A 17,922-nucleotide genomic window follows, 5' to 3' on the forward strand; every position below is an offset into this window, starting at 1 on the left:
GTGGTCACGGTCGGTCTCCTGCCTCTTTGGCGGCATTGCGCAGGAAGTCCAGCGATTGCGCGGCGATCGTGGGCGCCGCGTGCGGGTGGCGCGGCAACTCGACGGAGACGAGGCCGCTGTAATTGGCTTCGAGCGCGGCGAGTACGGGCGGGAAGTCGATCTCGCCGGTGCCGAACTCAAGATGCTCGTGCACCCCGCGCCGCATGTCGTCGATCTGCACGTTGACCAGGTGATCGGCCACCGCCGTCACACAGTCGGCCACGGGCAACTCCTCCAGGCACCGGCAGTGTCCGATGTCGAGAGTGATGCCGAAGTTGGTCGGCCGCCCCAGGTCTTCGTGCAGCCGCCGCCAGTCCGCGATGTCGTTGACGAGCATGCCCGGCTCCGGCTCAAACCCCAGCGTGACGTTGCTGCGGGCGGCGAACTCGACGATCTGCGCGGTGCCATCGACCAGCCGATGCCATCTATCCGCCGGCCCGATGCCGGCCCAGAACGAGACAGCCTCGGCACCCAGATCAGCCCCGACTTGGACGGCGCGCTTGAGATATTCGAGGCGCTTCTCCCGGTTGTCGTCCATCAACGTGGGGGAGTGCTTGCGCCACGGGTCGAGCAGGAAGCGGGCGCCCGTCTCGATGACCACGGCCAGGTTCCGGCGCTGCAGCTCTTTCGCGACTTCACCGGTACGCCGGGCCAGATCATCCTCGAACGGGTCGAGGTGGTTGGTGTCGAGCGTGAGAGCGACCCCGTCATAGCCGAGGTCGGCAATGACGGCGAACGCCTCCGACAGCCGATGATTGGTGAAGCCGTTCGTCCCGTAACCAAATCTCATGTCGGCGACACCTTCCTGGCCAGGATCCGAGCGATCGGGGCGGCGAGAGCAACCCCTATGCCGTACGCGGGGGAGCCGGCACTGGCCGTCAGGGCACCCTGAAGTGACGGCAGCTCGGTGATGCCCGCGCCGACCGCCGCGCGGATGCGGCCGGCCGTGGGATCGGCGGCCGCTCGGAGCTGAGCTCGCCCGTAGCCGGCCAGATACCAGGCAGCTAGCACACCGGTCGCAACGACTCGAGCGTTGTCCACAAAGCCGCGTTGTCCACAGGTCGCCGTCCCGATGCCCCAAATCCGGCCGCTCCCCTGCGAAAATGACCGAGGGGGAGCCCCCTTGGGAGGGCGGGCTTTGTGGGGGAAACGGGGATGATCGACTTCGGTCTGACCAGCGAGGACCTGATCCGATCCAGCTCGACCGGCCCGCGACGTCGCCGCAACCACTGCCGCCAGCCCCGCCGTTCCGGCCAGCGTGCTCAACGGCAGCGCCGGCGTAGCCCCCGACACCTCATGCCGCGACAATGCCGTCACCGTGTACGTGTGAGCCGCCACGGTCAGCGCCGGCCCCACAGCCCGCCGCATCCGGCCGCCGCTTGCCCCCAGCAGCACGTCCAGCCCCCGGCACAGCGCCATCATCGGCGGCCCCGCGGCCGTGTTCTTGGCCCACAGGTCGTACACCCAGACGGCCCCGGCCAGCGGCACAGCCACCGCCGCCGCCCGTTTCCCCCCGGCCAGTGCCGCCACGCCCACACCAGCCGCGGTCAACCCGGCCGCAGCGGCCAGGGCCTGCCCCGGCCGCACCCGTCCCGACGGGATCGGCCGGCCCGGTCGCTCCACGGCGTCGAGCTCCCGGTCGGCCCAGTCGTTGGCGGCCATCCCGCCCCAGTACAGGCACACCGACGCCGCCGCTAAGCCTGGCGTTGATGGTCGCAGCCCGCCCGACGCGGCCGCCCCGGCCACCGTGTCGCCGGGGACGGACAGGGCGGCCGGCGCCCGTACCAGCTCGGCCAGGTCACGCAGGCGCATGGAGCCCCCGCACGAAGCCGGCCAGCCGAGCCCACTGCTCGGCCAGCGCGTGCGGCACCTCGCCGATCGGGTCCTTGAAGAAGAACGCCAGGTCGGTCAGCGGGCCGCTGCGCCCGGCGGCGTGGGCAGCCGCGGTGATCCGGGCCAGGTCGAGCACGAGCGGCGCGGCCAGGGCGGAGTCGCAGCCGTGCCACGAGAACTCCATGCGCATCTGGGTGCCGAGGAAGCCGCTGAATGTGATCAGGTCCCAGGCCGTCTTGAAGTCGCCGATGTCGTCGACGTATTCGATGTGGCTGGTTCCTTGGGGCTGGTAGCCGAGGGTTTCGGCCAGCACCCGCTGCTTGCTGGTGGCCTTGGCGGCGTTGGCGGCCGGGTCGGCCAGGTTGGCGCCGTCGCCGCCGCCCAGCAGATTCGTGCCGCTCCAGGTCCGTACGCGCAAATGCCTCATGGCGAACATGGGCGCCAAAACCGATTTGACCAGTGTCTCGCCTGTTTTTCCGTCATGTCCGGCGTAGGGCAGGCCTTCCCGGTCGGCCAGCTCGCGCAGAGCCGGCAGCCGGGCGCCGGTCGACGGCGTGAAGTCCACGAAGGCGCAGCCGGCCGTGAAGGCGGCGTACGCGTAGAGCGAGCTCGGCGGAAGTGGCGAGCCGGCAGCCATCGCCTCCTCCAGCGCGGCCAGGCTGGAGAAAGACGGCTGAAACACAACAATCGGTTCGGTCGACGAAACGTTGACGACCACCACGTGAGAAAGCCCCCGCCGCCGCCGGAAGTCGTCGATGTCCTGGGCGACCAACCGCGCCACCTCGGCCTGCGTCGAAGCCTGCGGCACGGGCCGCAGCTCGCGCTGCAGCCCGTCCAGCTGGTCGGCCACGGCCGCCGCCGGGCGCGCCGGAAGCACCCCCGCGGCGACCAGGTTCTCGACCTTCTTCTCCAGGGTGATGTCGCTGATGTCGTGCCCGCCGAAGACCAGCTCGGCCAGGCCCGGGAGGGCCGGGCCGGCCAGTTCCGGCAGCTCGGTGACGCAGCCGAGCGGCTCGGCGAGCCCGGCGCGTAGTGCGGTGGCCCCGACCATGCTGGTCACCGCCACAGATCCTCGTGCTCCGATCAACCACACGCCGGTCGTCATCCGAACTCCTTTTCGTTGGTGCTAGTTGCCGTAGACCTCAAAAGTGAAGAGGGAGTAACCCCATTGCGTGGCTCGGGTGGTGCCGAGCACCCGCACGTACCGGGCCTGTGCGTTGAGCCCGGTGAGGTCGTCCTCGCCGCCGTTGCCCCCGGTCACCGACCGTGCGGTGGTCCAGGTGCTGCCGTTGGTCGAGGTCTGGATCTGGTAGGCCGACCCGTACGCGGCCTCCCAGAGAAGCCGTACGCGGGAGATGTTGTAGGTCTGGCCCAGGTCGACCTGGACCCACTGCGGGTCGCTGAACGCGCTCGACCAGCGGGTGCTCGTCGACGCGTCCACCGCGTTGGAGGCCGGGTACGAGGCGTTCTCGACGCTGGAGGCCGTGGCCGCCTTGCCCTGGGCGAGGTTGGTCACCGGCGGCTGGCCGGTCAGTTCCTTGACGCGGATGTTGCGGAACGCGGCCTGGTCGCCGGCCCCGTGGTTCTGGATGCCGATATAACCATCGAGGTTGCGGGCCGGGTCGGTGTTGGTGAAGTCGTTGATCAGACGCCCGTTCAGGTAGACCCGGATGCGCTGGCCCTCGACGAGCAGTTCGTACGAGTTCCACTCGCCGGCCGGGTTCAGCGCGGCGTCGCGGGCGGCGATGTCGGCCGACTTGAACGTGTAGATGGCGCCGGTGGTGCGGTCGGCCGCGTCGGTGGCGTCGATCTGCACCTCGTAGCCCTGGTTGACGGCCACCCACGGGTCGTTGTTCGGGTTGGGGAAGCCGACGAAGATGCCCGAGTTGCTGTCGCCGGTGAGCCGCCAGTCGGCCTTGAGCGAGTACGACGTGAACTGCTTGGCCGAGTACCAGTAGAGACCCATGCCGCCGGTCGAGCTCAGCGTGGCGTCGGTGTTGGTGAAGCTGCCCGGCCCGGCCTGCGTCCAGCCGGTGGTGCTGCCGTTGTAGATCGCGGTGTAGCCGGTCTCGGGGCGGCAGTCGGCCTTGGCCCGGTTGGCCGCGTAGCGAATGCCGCCCAGCAGGTGGCTGCGGAAATTCGCTTCGGCGTACGAAGCCTGGGTGTGGCCGAAGCCGGTGTACCACGATCGTCCGCTGTCGATCGTCTTGCACCACGAGATCGGATGGTCGGCGCCCATGTTGCCGCCCGAGTACGTCGACTCGTCCAGCGTCGCCAGCACGGCGGCGCTGCTGCGGGGGTTGGTCCGGTAGTTGTAGAGCTCGTCGTTGCGGGTCCAGTTCTGCGGCAGGTGCGCGCTGCTCGGGTGGGCCCGGTTCTGGACGCGCGCGGTGACCGTCTGGATGGCGGGGTGCGAGTCGAAGTAGGCGCCGACGAGGTTGCCGTAGAAGGGCCAGTCGTATTCGGTGTCGGCCGCGGCGTGCACCCCGGCGTACCCGCCGCCTCCCCGCACGTACGACTCGAAAGCCGTTTGCTGCGTCGCGTTGAGCACGTCGCCGGTGGTGTTGAGGAAGACGACCGTCTCGTACTGGGCGAGGTTGGCCGTGGTGAACGCGTTGGCGTCCTCGGTGGCGGTGACCGTGAAGTTGTTGGCCGCTCCGAGGTCGCGGATGGTCTGGATGCCGACCGGGATCGCGTCGTGGCGGAAGCCGGCCGTCTTGCTGAAGACGAGTACGTCGTACGGGGCGTCGGCTGCTGACGCGGGTGAAGCCGTGAACGTGCAGGCGGCGAGGGCGACCAGGGCCGCCGTGCCGGCTATCAGCTTGCGCATGAAACCTCCTGTGCTGGGGGAGAGTGGGCGCCCGCTTGGGGGAACGGGCGCCCACCCCTGAGGGGAAGGATCAGCTGCCGTACACCTCGAAGTTGAAGAGCGAGTAGCCCCACGCCGTGGCCCGGGTGGTGCCGTTGATGCGCACGTATCTGGCCTGCGCGCTCAGGCCCGTGTTGTCGTCCTCGGCGCCGTTGCCGCCGGTGACCGACCGGGCCGTGGTCCACGTGGTGCCGTTGGTGGAGGTCTGGATCTGGTAGGCCGACGCATAAGCGGCCTCCCACTGCAGGCGTACGCGGGAAACGGTTCTGGTCGTCCCCAGGTCGACCTGGATCCATTGCGGATCACTGAACGCGCTCGACCAGCGGGTGGTCGCGCTCGCGTCGACCGCCGCCGATGCCGGATAGGTGGCGCTCTCGCTGCTCGACGCCGTGGCCGGCTTGTTCAGCGAGAGCAGGCTCTGCGTGGCGCCGGTGGTGAACGAGAAGCTGTCCACGTCGAACAACGCGCCCGTTCCGGTGCCGGCGAAGGTCAGGTAGAGCGACGTCGTGCCGGCCGGCGCCCCGCTGATCGTCCCGGTGACGTTGACGAATGTGTCCCACGAGCCGGTCGGAGCCACCGTGGCCGAGCCGATCACGGTTCCGGTGGCCGATCCCGTACGCACCTGGACCGTGCCGCCGCTGCCGGCCGACGACACCCGGGCCGTGAACGACGTGGCGTTGTTCAGCTTGTACGGATCGAACTGGATCCAGTCGCCGTTGTTGATGTCGCCGACCGTCTGCCCGCCCTCAGCCGTCGTCTTGCTGAACTTGTTGACCCCGGACGAGGTCTTGTAGTGCTCGGCCTGGCGCTTACGTGGGGCGAGGATGTTCTGCGCGTTGCCGACCAGCCCGCCCTTGTCGGTGTAGGAGGCGTCGAAGATCGGGAAGATGTTCGCCGCGTCGTCGTGCTCGCCGTCGGTCGGGATGGTGATCGTGCCCGAGCAGCCGGTCTGCGACGTGATCTGGTGCCCGTGCTGGTCGTGGCCGAGCACGTACGCCATGGTCACCTTGGAGCAGTCGATCGTCCCGTCCTCGGGGTCGGTGACGGTCACGCTCCACGGGATGCTGTCGCCGAACGAGGCGAGCTGCCCCGCGGCCGGCGCGTTGATGGTGACCTTGGGCGCGGTGTTGCCGACCGTGACGGTCACGCTGGCCGTTCCGGTCGCGCCCTGCGGGTCGCGGACGGTCAAGGTCGCCGTGTACGTGCCATTGCTGCTGTACGTCTTGGCCGGGTTGGCCGCCGTCGACGTGGTGCCGTCGCCGAACGCCCACGAGTAGGTGAGCGCCCCGCCCTCGGGATCGCTGCTGCCGGCCGACGAGAACGTCACCGACAGCGGGGCCGAGCCCGACGTCGGGTTCGCACTGGCCTGGGCCGTCGGCGCCCGGTTGCCACCGGCCACGTAGTCGTAGCGGTACAGCGCCGAGTTGGCGTCCCCGTTGAAGTAGCCGGTGCCGTAGTCGAGGACGTAGAGCGCGCCGTCGGGGCCGAACGCCAGGTCCATGACCTGCTTGCCGTTCCACGGGAACGTGTCGATCGCGCCGTACGTGCCGTTGGCGTTGACCACGGTCGGCTTGATCCAGCCGCGGCCGAACTCGCCGGCGAAGAACTGCCCGTCGAACACCTGCGGGAACTTGGTCGTCGAGGGGTTGCTCGCGCTGTAGCGGTAGACCGGGCCGCCCATCGGCGACTCGGAGCCGCCGCCGAACTCCGGCGGGGAGCCGGCGTCGCCCGCGTACCGAATCCAGGCCGGCTGGGCCGGGGGCAGCGTGGTCAGGCCGGTGTTGCGGAACGAGTTGTTGGTCGGCCCGCCGGTGCAGTTGTACTTGGGGCCGGTCGCATTAGTGGCGAAGTTCCATTCGTTGTACGTCTCGGTGCTCGTGTTCGTGCCGGTGCAGTAGGGCCAGCCGAAGTTGCCGGGCGCGGTGACCCGGTTGAACTCGACCTGCCCGGACGGGCCGCGCGTGGCCGAGGTCGTGCCCGCGTCCGGCCCGTAGTCGCCCACGTAGACCACGCCGGTGGCCTTGTCGACGCTGATCCGGTACGGGTTGCGGAAGCCCATCGCGTAGATCTCGGGCCGCGTGTTGGCCGTGCCCGGCGCGAACAGGTTGCCGGCCGGGATCGAGTACGTCCCGTTGGCGTTCACCTTGATCCGCAGGAGCTTGCCCCGCAGGTCGTTGGTGTTGGCCGCGCTGCGCTGGGCGTCGTAGACCGGGTTGCGGTCGGTGCGCTCGTCGATCGGGGAGTACCCGGCCGAGTCGAACGGGTTCGAGTCGTCGCCGGTGGACAGGAACAGGTTGCCGGCCGCGTCGAAGTCCATGTCGCCGCCGACGTGGCAGCACTGGCCGCGGTCGGTGGCCACATCCAGAACGTTGACCTGGCTGCCCAGGTTGACCGAGAAGTCGGCGTTGAGGGTGAACCGCGACAGCCGGTTGACCCCGGCCCAGGTGGCCCAGGTGGCCGCCGTGCCGGTGGCCGGGGCGTCACCGGCCGGGGTGTTCAGCGGGGGAGCGTAGAACAGGAAGATCTGCCGGTTGGTGGCGAAGCCGGGGTCGACCGCCACGCCCTGCAGGCCCTCCTCGTCGTGGGTGTAGACGGGGATGTTGGCGATGACCGTGGTGTTGCCGGCCGCGTCGGTGCGCCGCAGGGTGCCGTTGCGGGCGGTGTGCAGCACCGACCGGTCGGGCAGCACGGCCAGGCTCATCGGCTCGCCGGTCTCGGCGACGCCCTTGGCCAGCGTGACCTGCTGGAAGTCGGCCGGGTTGATCACCGCGGCGGCCGGGGTGGCGGGAGCGAGCGCCACCGTGAGGACGGAGGAGAGCAGAAGAGCAGCGGTACCCATCGCTGTTCTTCGATGGATTTGGGTCTTTTGGTTCACGTGGTCCCTTCCTGACTCTGATGCCAGGCAAGGCGCGTGCCGCCGCGCCGCAGCCGGGGATTGCTGTGGCTCACGGGCGTGCTTCGACCACGTGCCGGTGGGGGCCGTCACGCGCCGGAAACAATCCCGTAGTGGGCTTCACGTTATGAAGTAAGGAACTGTCCTGTCCAGACTTTTGGATCGACGAACAAAACTTTTGCGGCATCAGCCGAAAGCAGCGTCACGCGAGCGGTAGACGCACCGTGAAGGTCGTGCCCAGGTGGGGACGACTGGCCACCTCGATGCGGCCGCCGTGGTCGGTGACTATGCGTTGCGCGATGGTCAGGCCCAGGCCGCTGCCGCCGGTGGCGCGCTGCCGGGCCGGGTCGGCCCGCCAGAATCGCTCGAAGACGTGCGGCAGGTCGTTGGCGGCGATGCCCACGCCGGTGTCCTCGACGGACAGCACCGCGGAGCCCTCCTCGGTCCGGGTACGTACGACCACCCGGCCGCCCCGGTCGGTGTACCGGATCGCGTTGGTCAGCAGGTTGCCCAGCACCTGACGCATCCGGTCCTGATCGGCCGAGATCCAGATCGGAGTGTCCGCCTCGACCTCGAGCGTCACCCCGGCCGCGGCCGCCACCGCCAGCTGCGCGGTCACCCCGGCCGCGGCCAGCTCGGCCAGGTCGGTCGGGGTGCGGGTGTAGCCCAGGTCGCCCGCCTCGGCCAGGGCCAGCACCTGCAGGTCGTCCAGGATGCGGCGCTGCAGCAGGGTCTCCTCGTGCAGCGAGGCGAACAGCTCCCGGCTCGGCTCGATCACGCCGTCGGCCAGGCCCTCGAGATAGCCGCGCAGGTTCGACAACGGCGTACGCATCTCGTGCGCGACATCGGCCACGAGCCGGCGCTGTCTCTCCTCGCTCTCCTGCACCGCCTTGGCCATGGCGTTGAACGACCGGGACAGCTGGGCCAGCTCGCCGTGGCCCTCGTCGCGCACCCGCACGTCGTGCTGGCCGGCCGCGAGCAGGATGGAGGCCCCGGTGAGCCGCCGCACCGGGCGGCTGACCTGCCGGGCGATCAGGAAGGTGCCGGCCAGCGCCACGATCAGCAGCCCGGCCGCGCCGGCCAGCGCCGGGCGCCCGAAGTCGGCCACCTCGACCGTGCTGCGCCCGCCCAGGTACAGCAGCAGCGGCACGGCCGAGCTGGTGACCACCGTGTCGTTGAAGGCGCCGCGCAGGCAGGCCGTGGTGGTCAGGTCGGCGTCCATGCCCTCGCCGGGCTTCAGCCGCTCGCACCGCACCAGGTAGTCCCAATAGCCCTGGAACCAGTACGTGTCGCCGAGCACCCGGTCGGTCGCCTTGCGCAGACACTCGGGCGACTTGGTGAGCTGAGCCTGGGTCACGTAGGGCGCCGTCTCGCGGGCCAGCGCCGGATCGGCGCCGGTGGCGTCGCCCAGGCAGCGCACCAGCACCAGGCCGGCCCGGTACTGCGCGGCCTGTTTCAGGGTGATCTCGGCCGGGCCGTTGCGCACCGGGTCGGTGGGCCCGAACAGATCCCGGGGGATGTAGTTGATCTTTGCCAGGGAGGCCGCCGGCCGCACGGGCGCGGTCGCCGCCACCGGTGCGAACCGGGGCGCCGGGAGCGGGTCGATGTCGTACGCGACGGGTTGCACCGGCCCCGACGGGCGGTTGGCCTGGATGTCCGAGTCGACCAGCACCTCGCCCTCGGCCGTCTGCAGCTGGATGTGCAGGCCGGTGCGCTCGGACAGGTTGCCGACGACCTGGTCGACCCCCGGCCACCGGCCGTGCCGCAGCCCGTACTGCCGGATCTCCGAGATGATCTCGGACCGGTGCCGGCTCTGCAGCTCCAGCGCCTGGGACACCTCGCGCGAGCTCAGCTTGAGCGTGAGCCAGGCCGTGGCGCCGATCGCGGTCGACGCCACCAGCAGCACCAGCACGAAGATCCGCAGGCGGAAACTCACTTCTCGGCCATCCGGTAACCCCGGCCGTAGACCGTCTGCACGTAGCGGGGCTCGGCCGGATTGTCCTCGATCTTGCGGCGCAGGTTGACCACGTGCGCGTCGACCGTACGGGCCGAGACGTCGTGCTCGAAGCCGAACGTCTTGTCGATGATCTGGCCCCGGGTGAAGACCCGGCCCGGCTCGCGGGCCAGCAGCTCGAGGATGCCGAACTCCTTCGCCGTCAGCGTCACCGCCTCGCCGCGCACCCGCACCTCGAACCGGCCCGCGTCGACCTCGAGGTCGCCCACCCGCAGGATCGACGACGGGCCGTCGGCCGCGCCCGTGCGGCGCAGCAGCGCCCGCACCCGGGCCGTCAGTTCGCGCGGGCTCACCGGCTTGGGCATGTAGTCGTCGGCGCCGATGTCCAGCCCGAGCAGCATGTCGTTCTCCGACGAGCGGGCGGTGACCATCAGGATGGCCACCGGCGACTCGGCCCGCAGGATCCGGCACACGTCCAGCCCGTCGACCAGCGGCATCATCACGTCCAGCACAACCAGGTCGGGCTTGCGGGCGCGGGCCACGTCGAGCGCCGACCGGCCGTCACCCACAGTGATCACCTGGTGCCCCTCCTTCTCGAGGTAGAGGCGGATGAGCTGGGCGTGCTTCGGGTCGTCGTCGGCCACCAGGATGCGTGCGGTCACGAAGGCGATTGTGACCTCGCCGCGCCACCCCCATCAAAGAATGTGAGATTCCGATGAAGAACTGAACCGATAGCGATGGGCCCACAAGTTCTTCACAGATTCCGGCCTAACTTCCCGGTCAACCGACAGGGGAGGACCGACCATGTGTGGGCTGAACGTCTTCGTGAGCAGCCGCCCGGCCGCGGGAACACCGGACCAGGCGACCGCCGACGCGTTCTCCGCCGCGCTCGAGACCATGCACCACCGCGGCCCGGACGACACCCGCGTGGAGTTCACCGACGGCGCGGCGTTCGGCTTCAAGCGGCTCGCGATCATCGATCGTGAGGAGGCCGCCCAGCCGGTGCACTACCGCGACCGGTGGACCGTCGTCTTCAACGGTGAGATCTACAACTACCGCGAGCTGCGGGCCGAGCTGATCAGCGAGCACGGCGCCACCTTCGCTACCGAGGGTGACAGCGAGGTGCTGGCCGCGGCCTTTTACTTCTGGGGCCCCGCGGCGTTGCCCCGGCTCCGCGGCATGTTCGCCTTCGTCGCGTACGACCAGTGGACCGGGACGCTGCATGCGGCGCGCGACCCCTTCGGCATCAAGCCGCTCTACCTGCTCGAGACGGTCGACGGGCTGTTCCTGGCCAGCGAGCGCAAGGCCCTGCTCGCCTTCGCGGCCGGCTCCGGCCCCTCGATCGACACCGACGCGCTCGCGCACTACTTCACCTTCCAGTACGTGCCCGACCCGCTCACCCTGCACAAGCACATCCGCCGCCTGCCGCCCGGCCACCGCCTGACCTGGACCCCCGGCGGCGGCGTGCGCACCGAGCGCTACTTCCGCCCCCAGCTGCGCCCCCTGCACAAGACCCCCGAGGACGCCCAGGCCGCCATCCGCGACGCGCTGCGCGACAGCGTGCACAAGCACCTGCACGCCGACGTGCCGGTCGGGGCGTTCCTGTCCAGCGGCGTCGACTCGTCGGCCGTCGTCGCGCTGGCCCGCGAGGTCAAGCCCGACCTGCACGTGTTCACGGCCGGGTTCGCGGCCGACGGCTACTCCGAGATCGAGATCGCGCAGGACACGGCGGCCCAATTGGGCGTACGCATCACCCCCACCGTGGTCACCGAGGACGACGTAATCCGCGAGCTCCCGCGGATCGTCCACCTGCTCGACGACCCGGTGGCCGACCCGTCGCTGGTGCCGCTGTACTTCCTGGCCCAGACGGCGTCGCGCTACGTCACGGTGACGCTGTCGGGTGAGGGTTCCGACGAGCTGTTCGGCGGCTACACCATCTACCGCGAGCCGGCCTCCCTGTCGTCCATCGAGCGCCTGCCCAACGGCATGAAGCGCGGCCTGCGCGGCCTGGCCCACGCCATCCCCGAGGGGGTGCGCGGCCGCAGCTTCCTCGAACGCGGCACCACCCCGATCGAGGAGCGCTACTACGGCAACGCCCGCATCTTCTCGCCGGAAGAGAAGGCGCAGCTGCTGCGCTTCACGGCCGACCCGCACACTGCCGTCACCAGCCACCTGTACGCGGAAACGGCCGACGTCGACGACGTGGCCTCCATGCAGTACGTCGACCTGCACACCTGGCTGCCCGGCGACATCCTGTGCAAGGCCGACCGCATGTCGATGGCGCACTCGCTCGAACTGCGCGTGCCCTTCCTCGACCCGGTCGTCTACGCCGCCGCGGCCGGCCTGCCGACCGAGCAGAAACTGCCCCCGCACAGCACCACCACCAAGCACGCGCTGCGCGAGGCCATGCGCGGCATCGTCCCCGAATCGGTGCGCGAGCGCCGCAAGCTCGGCTTCCCGACCCCGACCCGCCTGTGGCTGAAGGGCAGCATCGGCGACTGGATCGGCGGCCTCATCGCCGGCTCCGGCCCCCGCCACCTGATCGACGTCGACTACGCGCTGCGCCTGCTCACCGAGCACCGGGCCGGCCACGCCGACAACTCGCGCAAGGTGTGGACGGTCGCCATGTTCTGCCTGTGGTGGGCCATCTTCGTCGACCGCACGATCCGCCCGGCCCCGCTCACCATGAACCTGACCCCGCCCGCTTACGCGAACGACCGAATCACGACAGTCCTGACTGGCCGGTAACAACCGGGACTACCATCGGTCGCGCCGAACTCGACCGAGGGGGTACCCCGAGCCATGGCGATCTCCGCCGACTCACCGCTGGCCCGTCCGGAGCAGATCCAGGGCAACATCCTGCGTCCCTTCGGCGGTGAACGCCAGGCGTTCCTGGCCTTGTCGTTCGCGAACAACCAGGAGGGCGCGCGCCGCTGGCTGGCCGGGGTCGCCGCCCGCGTCGCCGGCACGACCGACGTGCCGGCCCGCGTGCCCCGGGGCGAGACGCGCCTCGCCCCCGGCCGCACCCTGCTGAATGTCGGCCTCACCGCGTCCGGCCTGGTCGTGCTGCATCCCGAGACGGCCGGCCGGCTGGCCGCCTTCGAGGCGTTCTGGGCCGGCCCGCTCGGCCCGCGGCTCGACGACGCCAACCGGCTCACCACCACGCCGGCCCTGGTCGGCGACACCGGCCGCAACGACCCGCAGCACTGGGTGGTCGGCGGCCCCGGCCCGTCGGTCGACGCGCTGCTGACCATCGCCGCCGGCGACGAGCAGACGATCGTCGAGGCCGTGCGCCGCGAGCTCGACGCGGCCTCCGCCGAGGGCCTGAAAGAGCTGTACACCCAGTTCGGTGTGGTGCACCGCGACCGGACGGACGGGCACCGCATCGAACATTTCGGCTTCGCCGACGGCATCTCCCAGCCGGCCGTCCAGGGCTTCCCCGACGGCCAGACGGTCTTCGGCTCCCCGGTCATCGCGGCCGGCGAGTTCATCCTCGGCAGCCCCGGGGAGCGCCGCCCGCCGTCGTGGAAGGCCCGCCCGGCTCCCGCGCGTTGGATGCACGGCGGCTCCTTCCAGGTCTTCCGCCGCCTGGAGCAGGACGTGCCCGGCTGGTGGAAGCGAATGGCCGAGTTCGCCCGGCCCGGCGAGACCCCGCAGGACGCGGCCGCCCGCGCCCTGGGCCGCCGCCTCGACGGCAAGCCCTTGGCCAAGCCCGACGCCGCCCCCGGACAGGAGAACGACTTCGACTTCGCCGACGACCCCAAGGGCGAGAAGACCCCGTTCTACGCCCACATCCGCAAGGTCAACCCCCGCGAGGACGTGGTCTTCCGCGACCGCAACCACAAGATGCTCCGCCGCGGCCTGCCCTTCGGCCCCCGCTACGACAGCAACCACCCCGACGAGGAACAACGGGGCATCATCTTCAACTCGTACCTGACCAGCATCGAAGACCAGTTCGAGTTCGTGCAGCGCCGCTGGGCCAACGACCCGGGTTTCCCGTCGAGCTCCCTGGCCCAGTACGGCCGCATCCCGGCCCAGCCCCCCGTGGTCGACGGCCTGGACCCCGTCCTGGGCGACAGCCGCCAGGACGCCGAGAAGCGCCTGCCGAAGGACGAGGTCAACAAGATCCCCAAACCCGCCTACGGCGGCTTCGTCACCACAACGGGCGCCGTCTACGCCTTCGCCCCCTCGCTCCCGGCCCTGCAGCGGCTCGCCGGTGCCGAGGAGTTAGGTGACTAAGGAGTCGATTCGCTGAAGCAAAGTTTCGAGGTCAGGTCCGGTGCTGGCGACGATCCACTGCGGCAGCGCGGGTAGAGGGGGTCCAGGCGGAAGGCGAACGCCGGTAAGTCGTTCATAGGCGTTGCGGTATTCGAGACTGGGAGCACGTTCGTAGAGCTGTTCGTAGATCTCGGCGGCTCGTCCCCGCGCGTCGTCGTTGGCCGGGTCGGCCTGCCAGGCGGCGTCAAGCAAGGCCGCGACTTCATGCGGCTCGGTCCATCGCTCCGCCGCCTTACGGAGTGATCGCGCCGCGAAGGCTGGTTCGAGCTCACCTGTGCCGATCCGGAGCTGAACTGCAAGGATGTAGGCGGTGACCTGGGTGTCTCGTTCGTCGTGCTCCTCAGCGACGCGTAACGCCTCGGAGTTCAGCCGTTCCGCTATCGCAGGGCGCCCTGCGGTGAGCTGAAGCCGGGCCAGCCTGTGCAGGGATTCGCACAGGTAGTAGGGCGCATGAAGCGCTCGAGACATTGAGATCGCGCGTTCCAGAAGTCGCTGCGCCTCGTCCAGGTGGCCCTCCGCGGCCGCGATTGCGCCGAGCCCGGTTACTTGGTCAACAACGGGTATCCAGTCACGAAGCTCGACAGTGACCCGTAGCGAATACACAGCGCATGTGCGGGCTCGCGCGAAGTCTCCCTCTTCCCTGTAGATCTCTCCCATGTTCCCGACCGTGATGCCGGCGGTGGGGCGAGCGCCGATGTCTCGCGCGACGTCCAACGCTCGCCGGAAGGAGGCGATTGCTTGTGCCTGGTTGGCGTTGCGATGAAACGCCCAGCCCAGATTGTTCGCGCCATGCAGCATCCAATGCCGGTCCCCGGCCTGCTCGGCCGTGCTGAATGCGCGGCTCAAATGATCGAGCGCTTCCTCGGGCCGACCTGTGTTCAGCAAGCACAGACCAAGGTGGTTCAAGGCCGCGCACATCGCGGGAAGGTCGCCCGCCTCAGTGGCCATAGCCAGATGCCGGTGGGCCATGGCGATCGCTTCGCTGTACTCGCCTTGGCGGTAGAGCACGAAGGTCATCCGGTCCATGGTCCGCGACAGGCCAGTTGCGTCCCCGAGACGCTCGAACCCGTCAAGGGCTCGTTCCAACCAGCTCACCGACTCGGCGTGCGAGTTCGTGTACATCAGGAGGTCACCGAGTTGCCGTTGGCCTGCTGCGACGATGTCGCGACGGCCGGTGGCTTCGGCGGCCCGCATTGCCAGTCGGTAATGCTTCTCCGCTTCAGCCCATTGCCCGGTGAGGTGGTGCACGGTGCCGATCTCGATATGCAGCGCCGCCTGCTCCGCTTCGGGCAGGAGGGGCAGCAGCCGACCGTAGAAGTGGGTTGCGGCCTCGTTGGCGAAAATCGCCTTGGCACGGTCGCCGGCGGCCTGGAACCAGATACGTTGTTTGTCCAACCGATCGGTGCGCGCGTAGTGGTGCGCGAGTACGTCAACGTATTGGGCGATGCGGTCGGCGTACCGCTCTTCGATCATCAGCCCGGCTCGCTCATGCAACGTCGCCCGGGTGTCGTAGGTGATGCTCTGGTACGCCGTCTCCTGGGTGATCGGGTGCTTGAACTCGTACTCCGGCTCGGGATCGAAAGCTACGCGAGGGGTCAGATCGAGAGTGTGGAGCCGACCGAGATGGGTTGCGATCTGCGCCGGCGATCCGGCAGCCGGATAGACCGAGGCTATCCAAGGTGGTTGAAAGCGACGGCCGATGACACTGGCTACCTTGATAGCAGCTTTCTCGTCCTCGGACAGCTGGTCAATGCGGGCCATCACCAGTCGCTGCAGGCTGTCAGGGAGCTGCAACGCGCTCAGTCCGGCCGGATCGGCGGGGTTGACGGCGGTGCCGTGCAGGTAGGCAACAAGTTCCTCGATGTAGAACGCATTGCCTCGGGCCTGCTCGTCGATCTGCGTGACCAGCATGTCGGAAATTTCGGCATCACGACCATACTGCTCACGGAGCCGCAGTGTCGCCAGACGCTGAGCGTCCGCGCTTGTCATCTGCTTGAGCCCCACGTCGATCGTGTGCGCGGCCCGTGTCAGGCCGGCGGGTGCCGGTTCTCGTGAGGTGGCTACCAGCAAGACTGGTAGTTCGGCGAGACGGCCGGCGAGAAGATCGAGAAGGCTCAAGGAAGCCGGATCGATCCAATGACAGTCCTCGAGCAGCAGCACAAGAGGCCCACGAGCAGCCCGCTCTCGTAGGCAAGCCAGCAGCGTCGAACGCAGCAGCACATCGCGACCGGCTTGATCCAGTTGGACGGTGAGGTCGTTGTCCGGCATCGGCAGGTCGATTACAGCGGCCACCAGCGGCGCGCGCTGCCCGGTGCCGTCATACCGAGCGATCCGCTCCGTCAGCGCGGCTCGCTGGTCGTCAAGGCTCAGCATGGGGTCGATCTCGAGCAATTCTCGCCAGATCGAACGCCACACCAGATAGCTGGAGCTGGTGCCGTGGGAGCGGCAGCTGCCGCCGTGGCCGGTAAACCCGAGCATCCCCGCCATCCGGCACGCCTCGGCCGCGAGACGGGACTTACCGATGCCGGCCTCGCCATGAATCCAGGCGATGTGACCTCGACCTGCGACCGCCTCATTGACCAGCCTACGGATCCGGGCCATCTCGGCCGCCCGTCCGACCAGTGCGCCGGAGTCGGGAACAGCCAGCGGGCTGCTGGGGGCTGTTTCGTGCACGGCCTGGACCGCCCAGGCTTGAACCGGCGCCGTCTTGCCTTTGGCGGTCACCTCGATCGGTGCTTCAACCGTGACCAGATCACGGACGCGGTCGAAGGTGGACCGGTCGATGAGAAGATGGCCCGACGGGGCGGCTTGCATGAGCCGCGCAGCAAGGTTGACAGCGTCACCGACAACGGCGTACTCGCGCCGCACGTCGGAACCCACCTCGCCACAGAAGACAGGGCCGGTGGTGACACCGCCGCTCCGTGCTCCTCCGGGTAGCGCCAGCAACTCCAGACAGCAGCGCAGAGCGCGTTCCTCGTCGTCCTCGTGACTGACGGGTGTGCCGAAGACGGCCACCAGCACAGTGCCTTTGTCATCAGCCATCAGATGGCGAAGGTGACCGCCGTATCTGTCGATGACCTTGACTCCATCAGCCAGGTAGTTCTGCAGCGCCTCAACTGTGGAGGGTTCGCCGATCAACAGGTCCGGCAACAACACGAAGGCGGTGGTGACCTTGCGATGCTCGTTGACCAGTTCGTGTCTCCCGTAGCGCAATCGGGTGCGGATCGCCGGATGCAGGAATGGTTCAATCAGCCGTTCCAGCTCGGCGGTATGCGGTGCGGGTGGGGCGTAGGGGGCATCCGGCATCATCAGCGGGCCAGCGACCTGCAAAAGCGCGGGCTCCACCACGATTTCGCCTCTGTCGGCTCGATGCAGCGCGTCGATCGCATTCGCGAGCGCTGGGCCGGCGATCAGATGTTGCAGCCGGGTTTCCGGATCGCCGAGCAGCATCAGAAGCAGAGGACCGCCGGCCAACCCGACGCGGATCGTCAGCGAGCGGGCTCCATCCGGTGTGGGCACTGGCGGAACTTCGGCCGTGGCCTCGCGGATGAGCCGAGCGCAGCGAATCGCCCGGCGGGCAACAGCAGCTGCCGTTTCGGGGGTGTAGTCGAACATGCCGACCAGGGCATCGCCGGCGAAATCGACCACGCTGCCCCCGGACGCGGCGATGGCATCTGCGGTAACCGCGAACCAGCTGTTGATGATGCGGGTGAGCTGCTCAGTGCCATAGCTGCCAGAGCCGGCGAAGCTCTCAGCGAGAGCGGTGAACCCCACGACGTCGGCGTACAGTACGACCGCTTCAACGCGCTGTGTGACTGGCGGATTGCTGACACTCTCGGCAGTAAGGAGAAGGCGCAACGTATGTTCGGGCAGGTAGGAACGCCAGGTCGCGGCCAATTCAGTCACGATCTGTGACGATGAGGTCCCCGGCGGCTCTTGCGTCACGCCTTGTGTGGCCACCCTTCTGATTCTACCGTCGAGGATCAATCATCACTCTCGGCACGTCTGTCGCCAATGGGGGATCAAGTCATGGGTGTGGGCACCAGCGACGCTGTT

At 69.0% G+C, this 17,922-nt stretch carries 10 protein-coding genes; 2 read left to right on the top strand and 8 right to left on the bottom strand.

The window, feature by feature from the left end; genetic code table 11:
* Positions 1–4: 4 nt before the first annotated feature.
* The 7 genes from OWR29_RS13445 to OWR29_RS13475 form a co-directional block, all read right to left on the bottom strand.
* On the bottom strand, positions 5–829 hold the full coding sequence (locus OWR29_RS13445; RefSeq protein WP_267563088.1) for a sugar phosphate isomerase/epimerase family protein: 825 nt from the start codon (positions 827–829) through the stop codon (positions 5–7).
* Entirely contained in the window at positions 826–1,851 is a 1,026-nt protein-coding gene (locus OWR29_RS13450) for an SCO3242 family prenyltransferase (protein WP_267563089.1), read from the bottom strand. Before OWR29_RS13450 ends, OWR29_RS13445 begins: the two co-directional genes overlap by 4 nt.
* Complete coding sequence (locus OWR29_RS13455; RefSeq protein ID WP_267563090.1) at positions 1,838–2,977, bottom strand: inositol-3-phosphate synthase; 1,140 nt, start codon at positions 2,975–2,977, stop codon at positions 1,838–1,840. The genes OWR29_RS13450 and OWR29_RS13455 overlap by 14 nt, the downstream gene beginning before the upstream one ends.
* Before the next feature lie 21 nt (positions 2,978–2,998).
* Positions 2,999–4,702 carry a ThuA domain-containing protein gene (locus OWR29_RS13460; protein ID WP_267563091.1) on the bottom strand — a complete coding sequence of 568 codons (1,704 nt, stop codon included), beginning with the start codon at positions 4,700–4,702 and terminating at the stop codon, positions 2,999–3,001.
* 70 nt (positions 4,703–4,772) lie between these two features.
* Positions 4,773–7,580: a PQQ-dependent sugar dehydrogenase gene (locus OWR29_RS13465; protein ID WP_267563092.1), complete on the bottom strand. Its 2,808-nt coding sequence runs from the start codon at positions 7,578–7,580 to the stop codon at positions 4,773–4,775.
* Positions 7,581–7,836: 256 nt separating this feature from the next.
* A complete protein-coding gene (locus tag OWR29_RS13470) occupies positions 7,837–9,570 on the bottom strand; it encodes a sensor histidine kinase (RefSeq protein ID WP_267563093.1) in 1,734 nt (577 codons plus the stop codon).
* Entirely contained in the window at positions 9,567–10,259 is a 693-nt protein-coding gene (locus tag OWR29_RS13475) for a response regulator transcription factor (protein ID WP_324291246.1), read from the bottom strand. Before OWR29_RS13475 ends, OWR29_RS13470 begins: the two co-directional genes overlap by 4 nt.
* 133 nt (positions 10,260–10,392) lie before the next feature.
* Between OWR29_RS13475 and asnB the strand changes: the two genes are divergently transcribed.
* Positions 10,393–12,336: an asparagine synthase (glutamine-hydrolyzing) gene (asnB, locus tag OWR29_RS13480; protein WP_267563094.1), complete on the top strand. Its 1,944-nt coding sequence runs from the start codon at positions 10,393–10,395 to the stop codon at positions 12,334–12,336.
* A gap of 54 nt (positions 12,337–12,390) precedes the next feature.
* Positions 12,391–13,827, top strand: coding sequence for a Dyp-type peroxidase (locus OWR29_RS13485; RefSeq protein ID WP_267563095.1), 1,437 nt, complete (start codon positions 12,391–12,393; stop codon positions 13,825–13,827).
* Here the strand turns inward: OWR29_RS13485 and OWR29_RS13490 are convergent.
* Positions 13,816–17,772, bottom strand: coding sequence for a tetratricopeptide repeat protein (locus tag OWR29_RS13490; protein WP_267563096.1), 3,957 nt, complete (start codon positions 17,770–17,772; stop codon positions 13,816–13,818). The genes OWR29_RS13485 and OWR29_RS13490 overlap by 12 nt on opposite strands.
* Positions 17,773–17,922 lie beyond the last annotated feature (150 nt).

The sequence above is a fragment of the Paractinoplanes pyxinae genome (assembly GCF_026626335.1).
GTDB lineage: Bacteria > Actinomycetota > Actinomycetes > Mycobacteriales > Micromonosporaceae > Actinoplanes > Actinoplanes pyxinae.

Bases quoted from the DNA above. Each gene is read 5' to 3' on its own strand.
- OWR29_RS13450 (WP_267563089.1), bottom strand. From the start codon at position 1,851: ATGCGCCTGCGTGACCTGGCCGAGCTGGTACGGGCGCCGGCCGCCCTG.
- OWR29_RS13465 (WP_267563092.1), bottom strand. From the start codon at position 7,580: ATGGGTACCGCTGCTCTTCTGCTCTCCTCCGTCCTCACGGTGGCGCTC.
- OWR29_RS13455 (WP_267563090.1), bottom strand. From the start codon at position 2,977: ATGACGACCGGCGTGTGGTTGATCGGAGCACGAGGATCTGTGGCGGTG.
- OWR29_RS13445 (WP_267563088.1), bottom strand. From the start codon at position 829: ATGAGATTTGGTTACGGGACGAACGGCTTCACCAATCATCGGCTGTCG.
- OWR29_RS13485 (WP_267563095.1), top strand. From the start codon at position 12,391: ATGGCGATCTCCGCCGACTCACCGCTGGCCCGTCCGGAGCAGATCCAG.
- asnB (WP_267563094.1), top strand. From the start codon at position 10,393: ATGTGTGGGCTGAACGTCTTCGTGAGCAGCCGCCCGGCCGCGGGAACA.
- OWR29_RS13460 (WP_267563091.1), bottom strand. From the start codon at position 4,702: ATGCGCAAGCTGATAGCCGGCACGGCGGCCCTGGTCGCCCTCGCCGCC.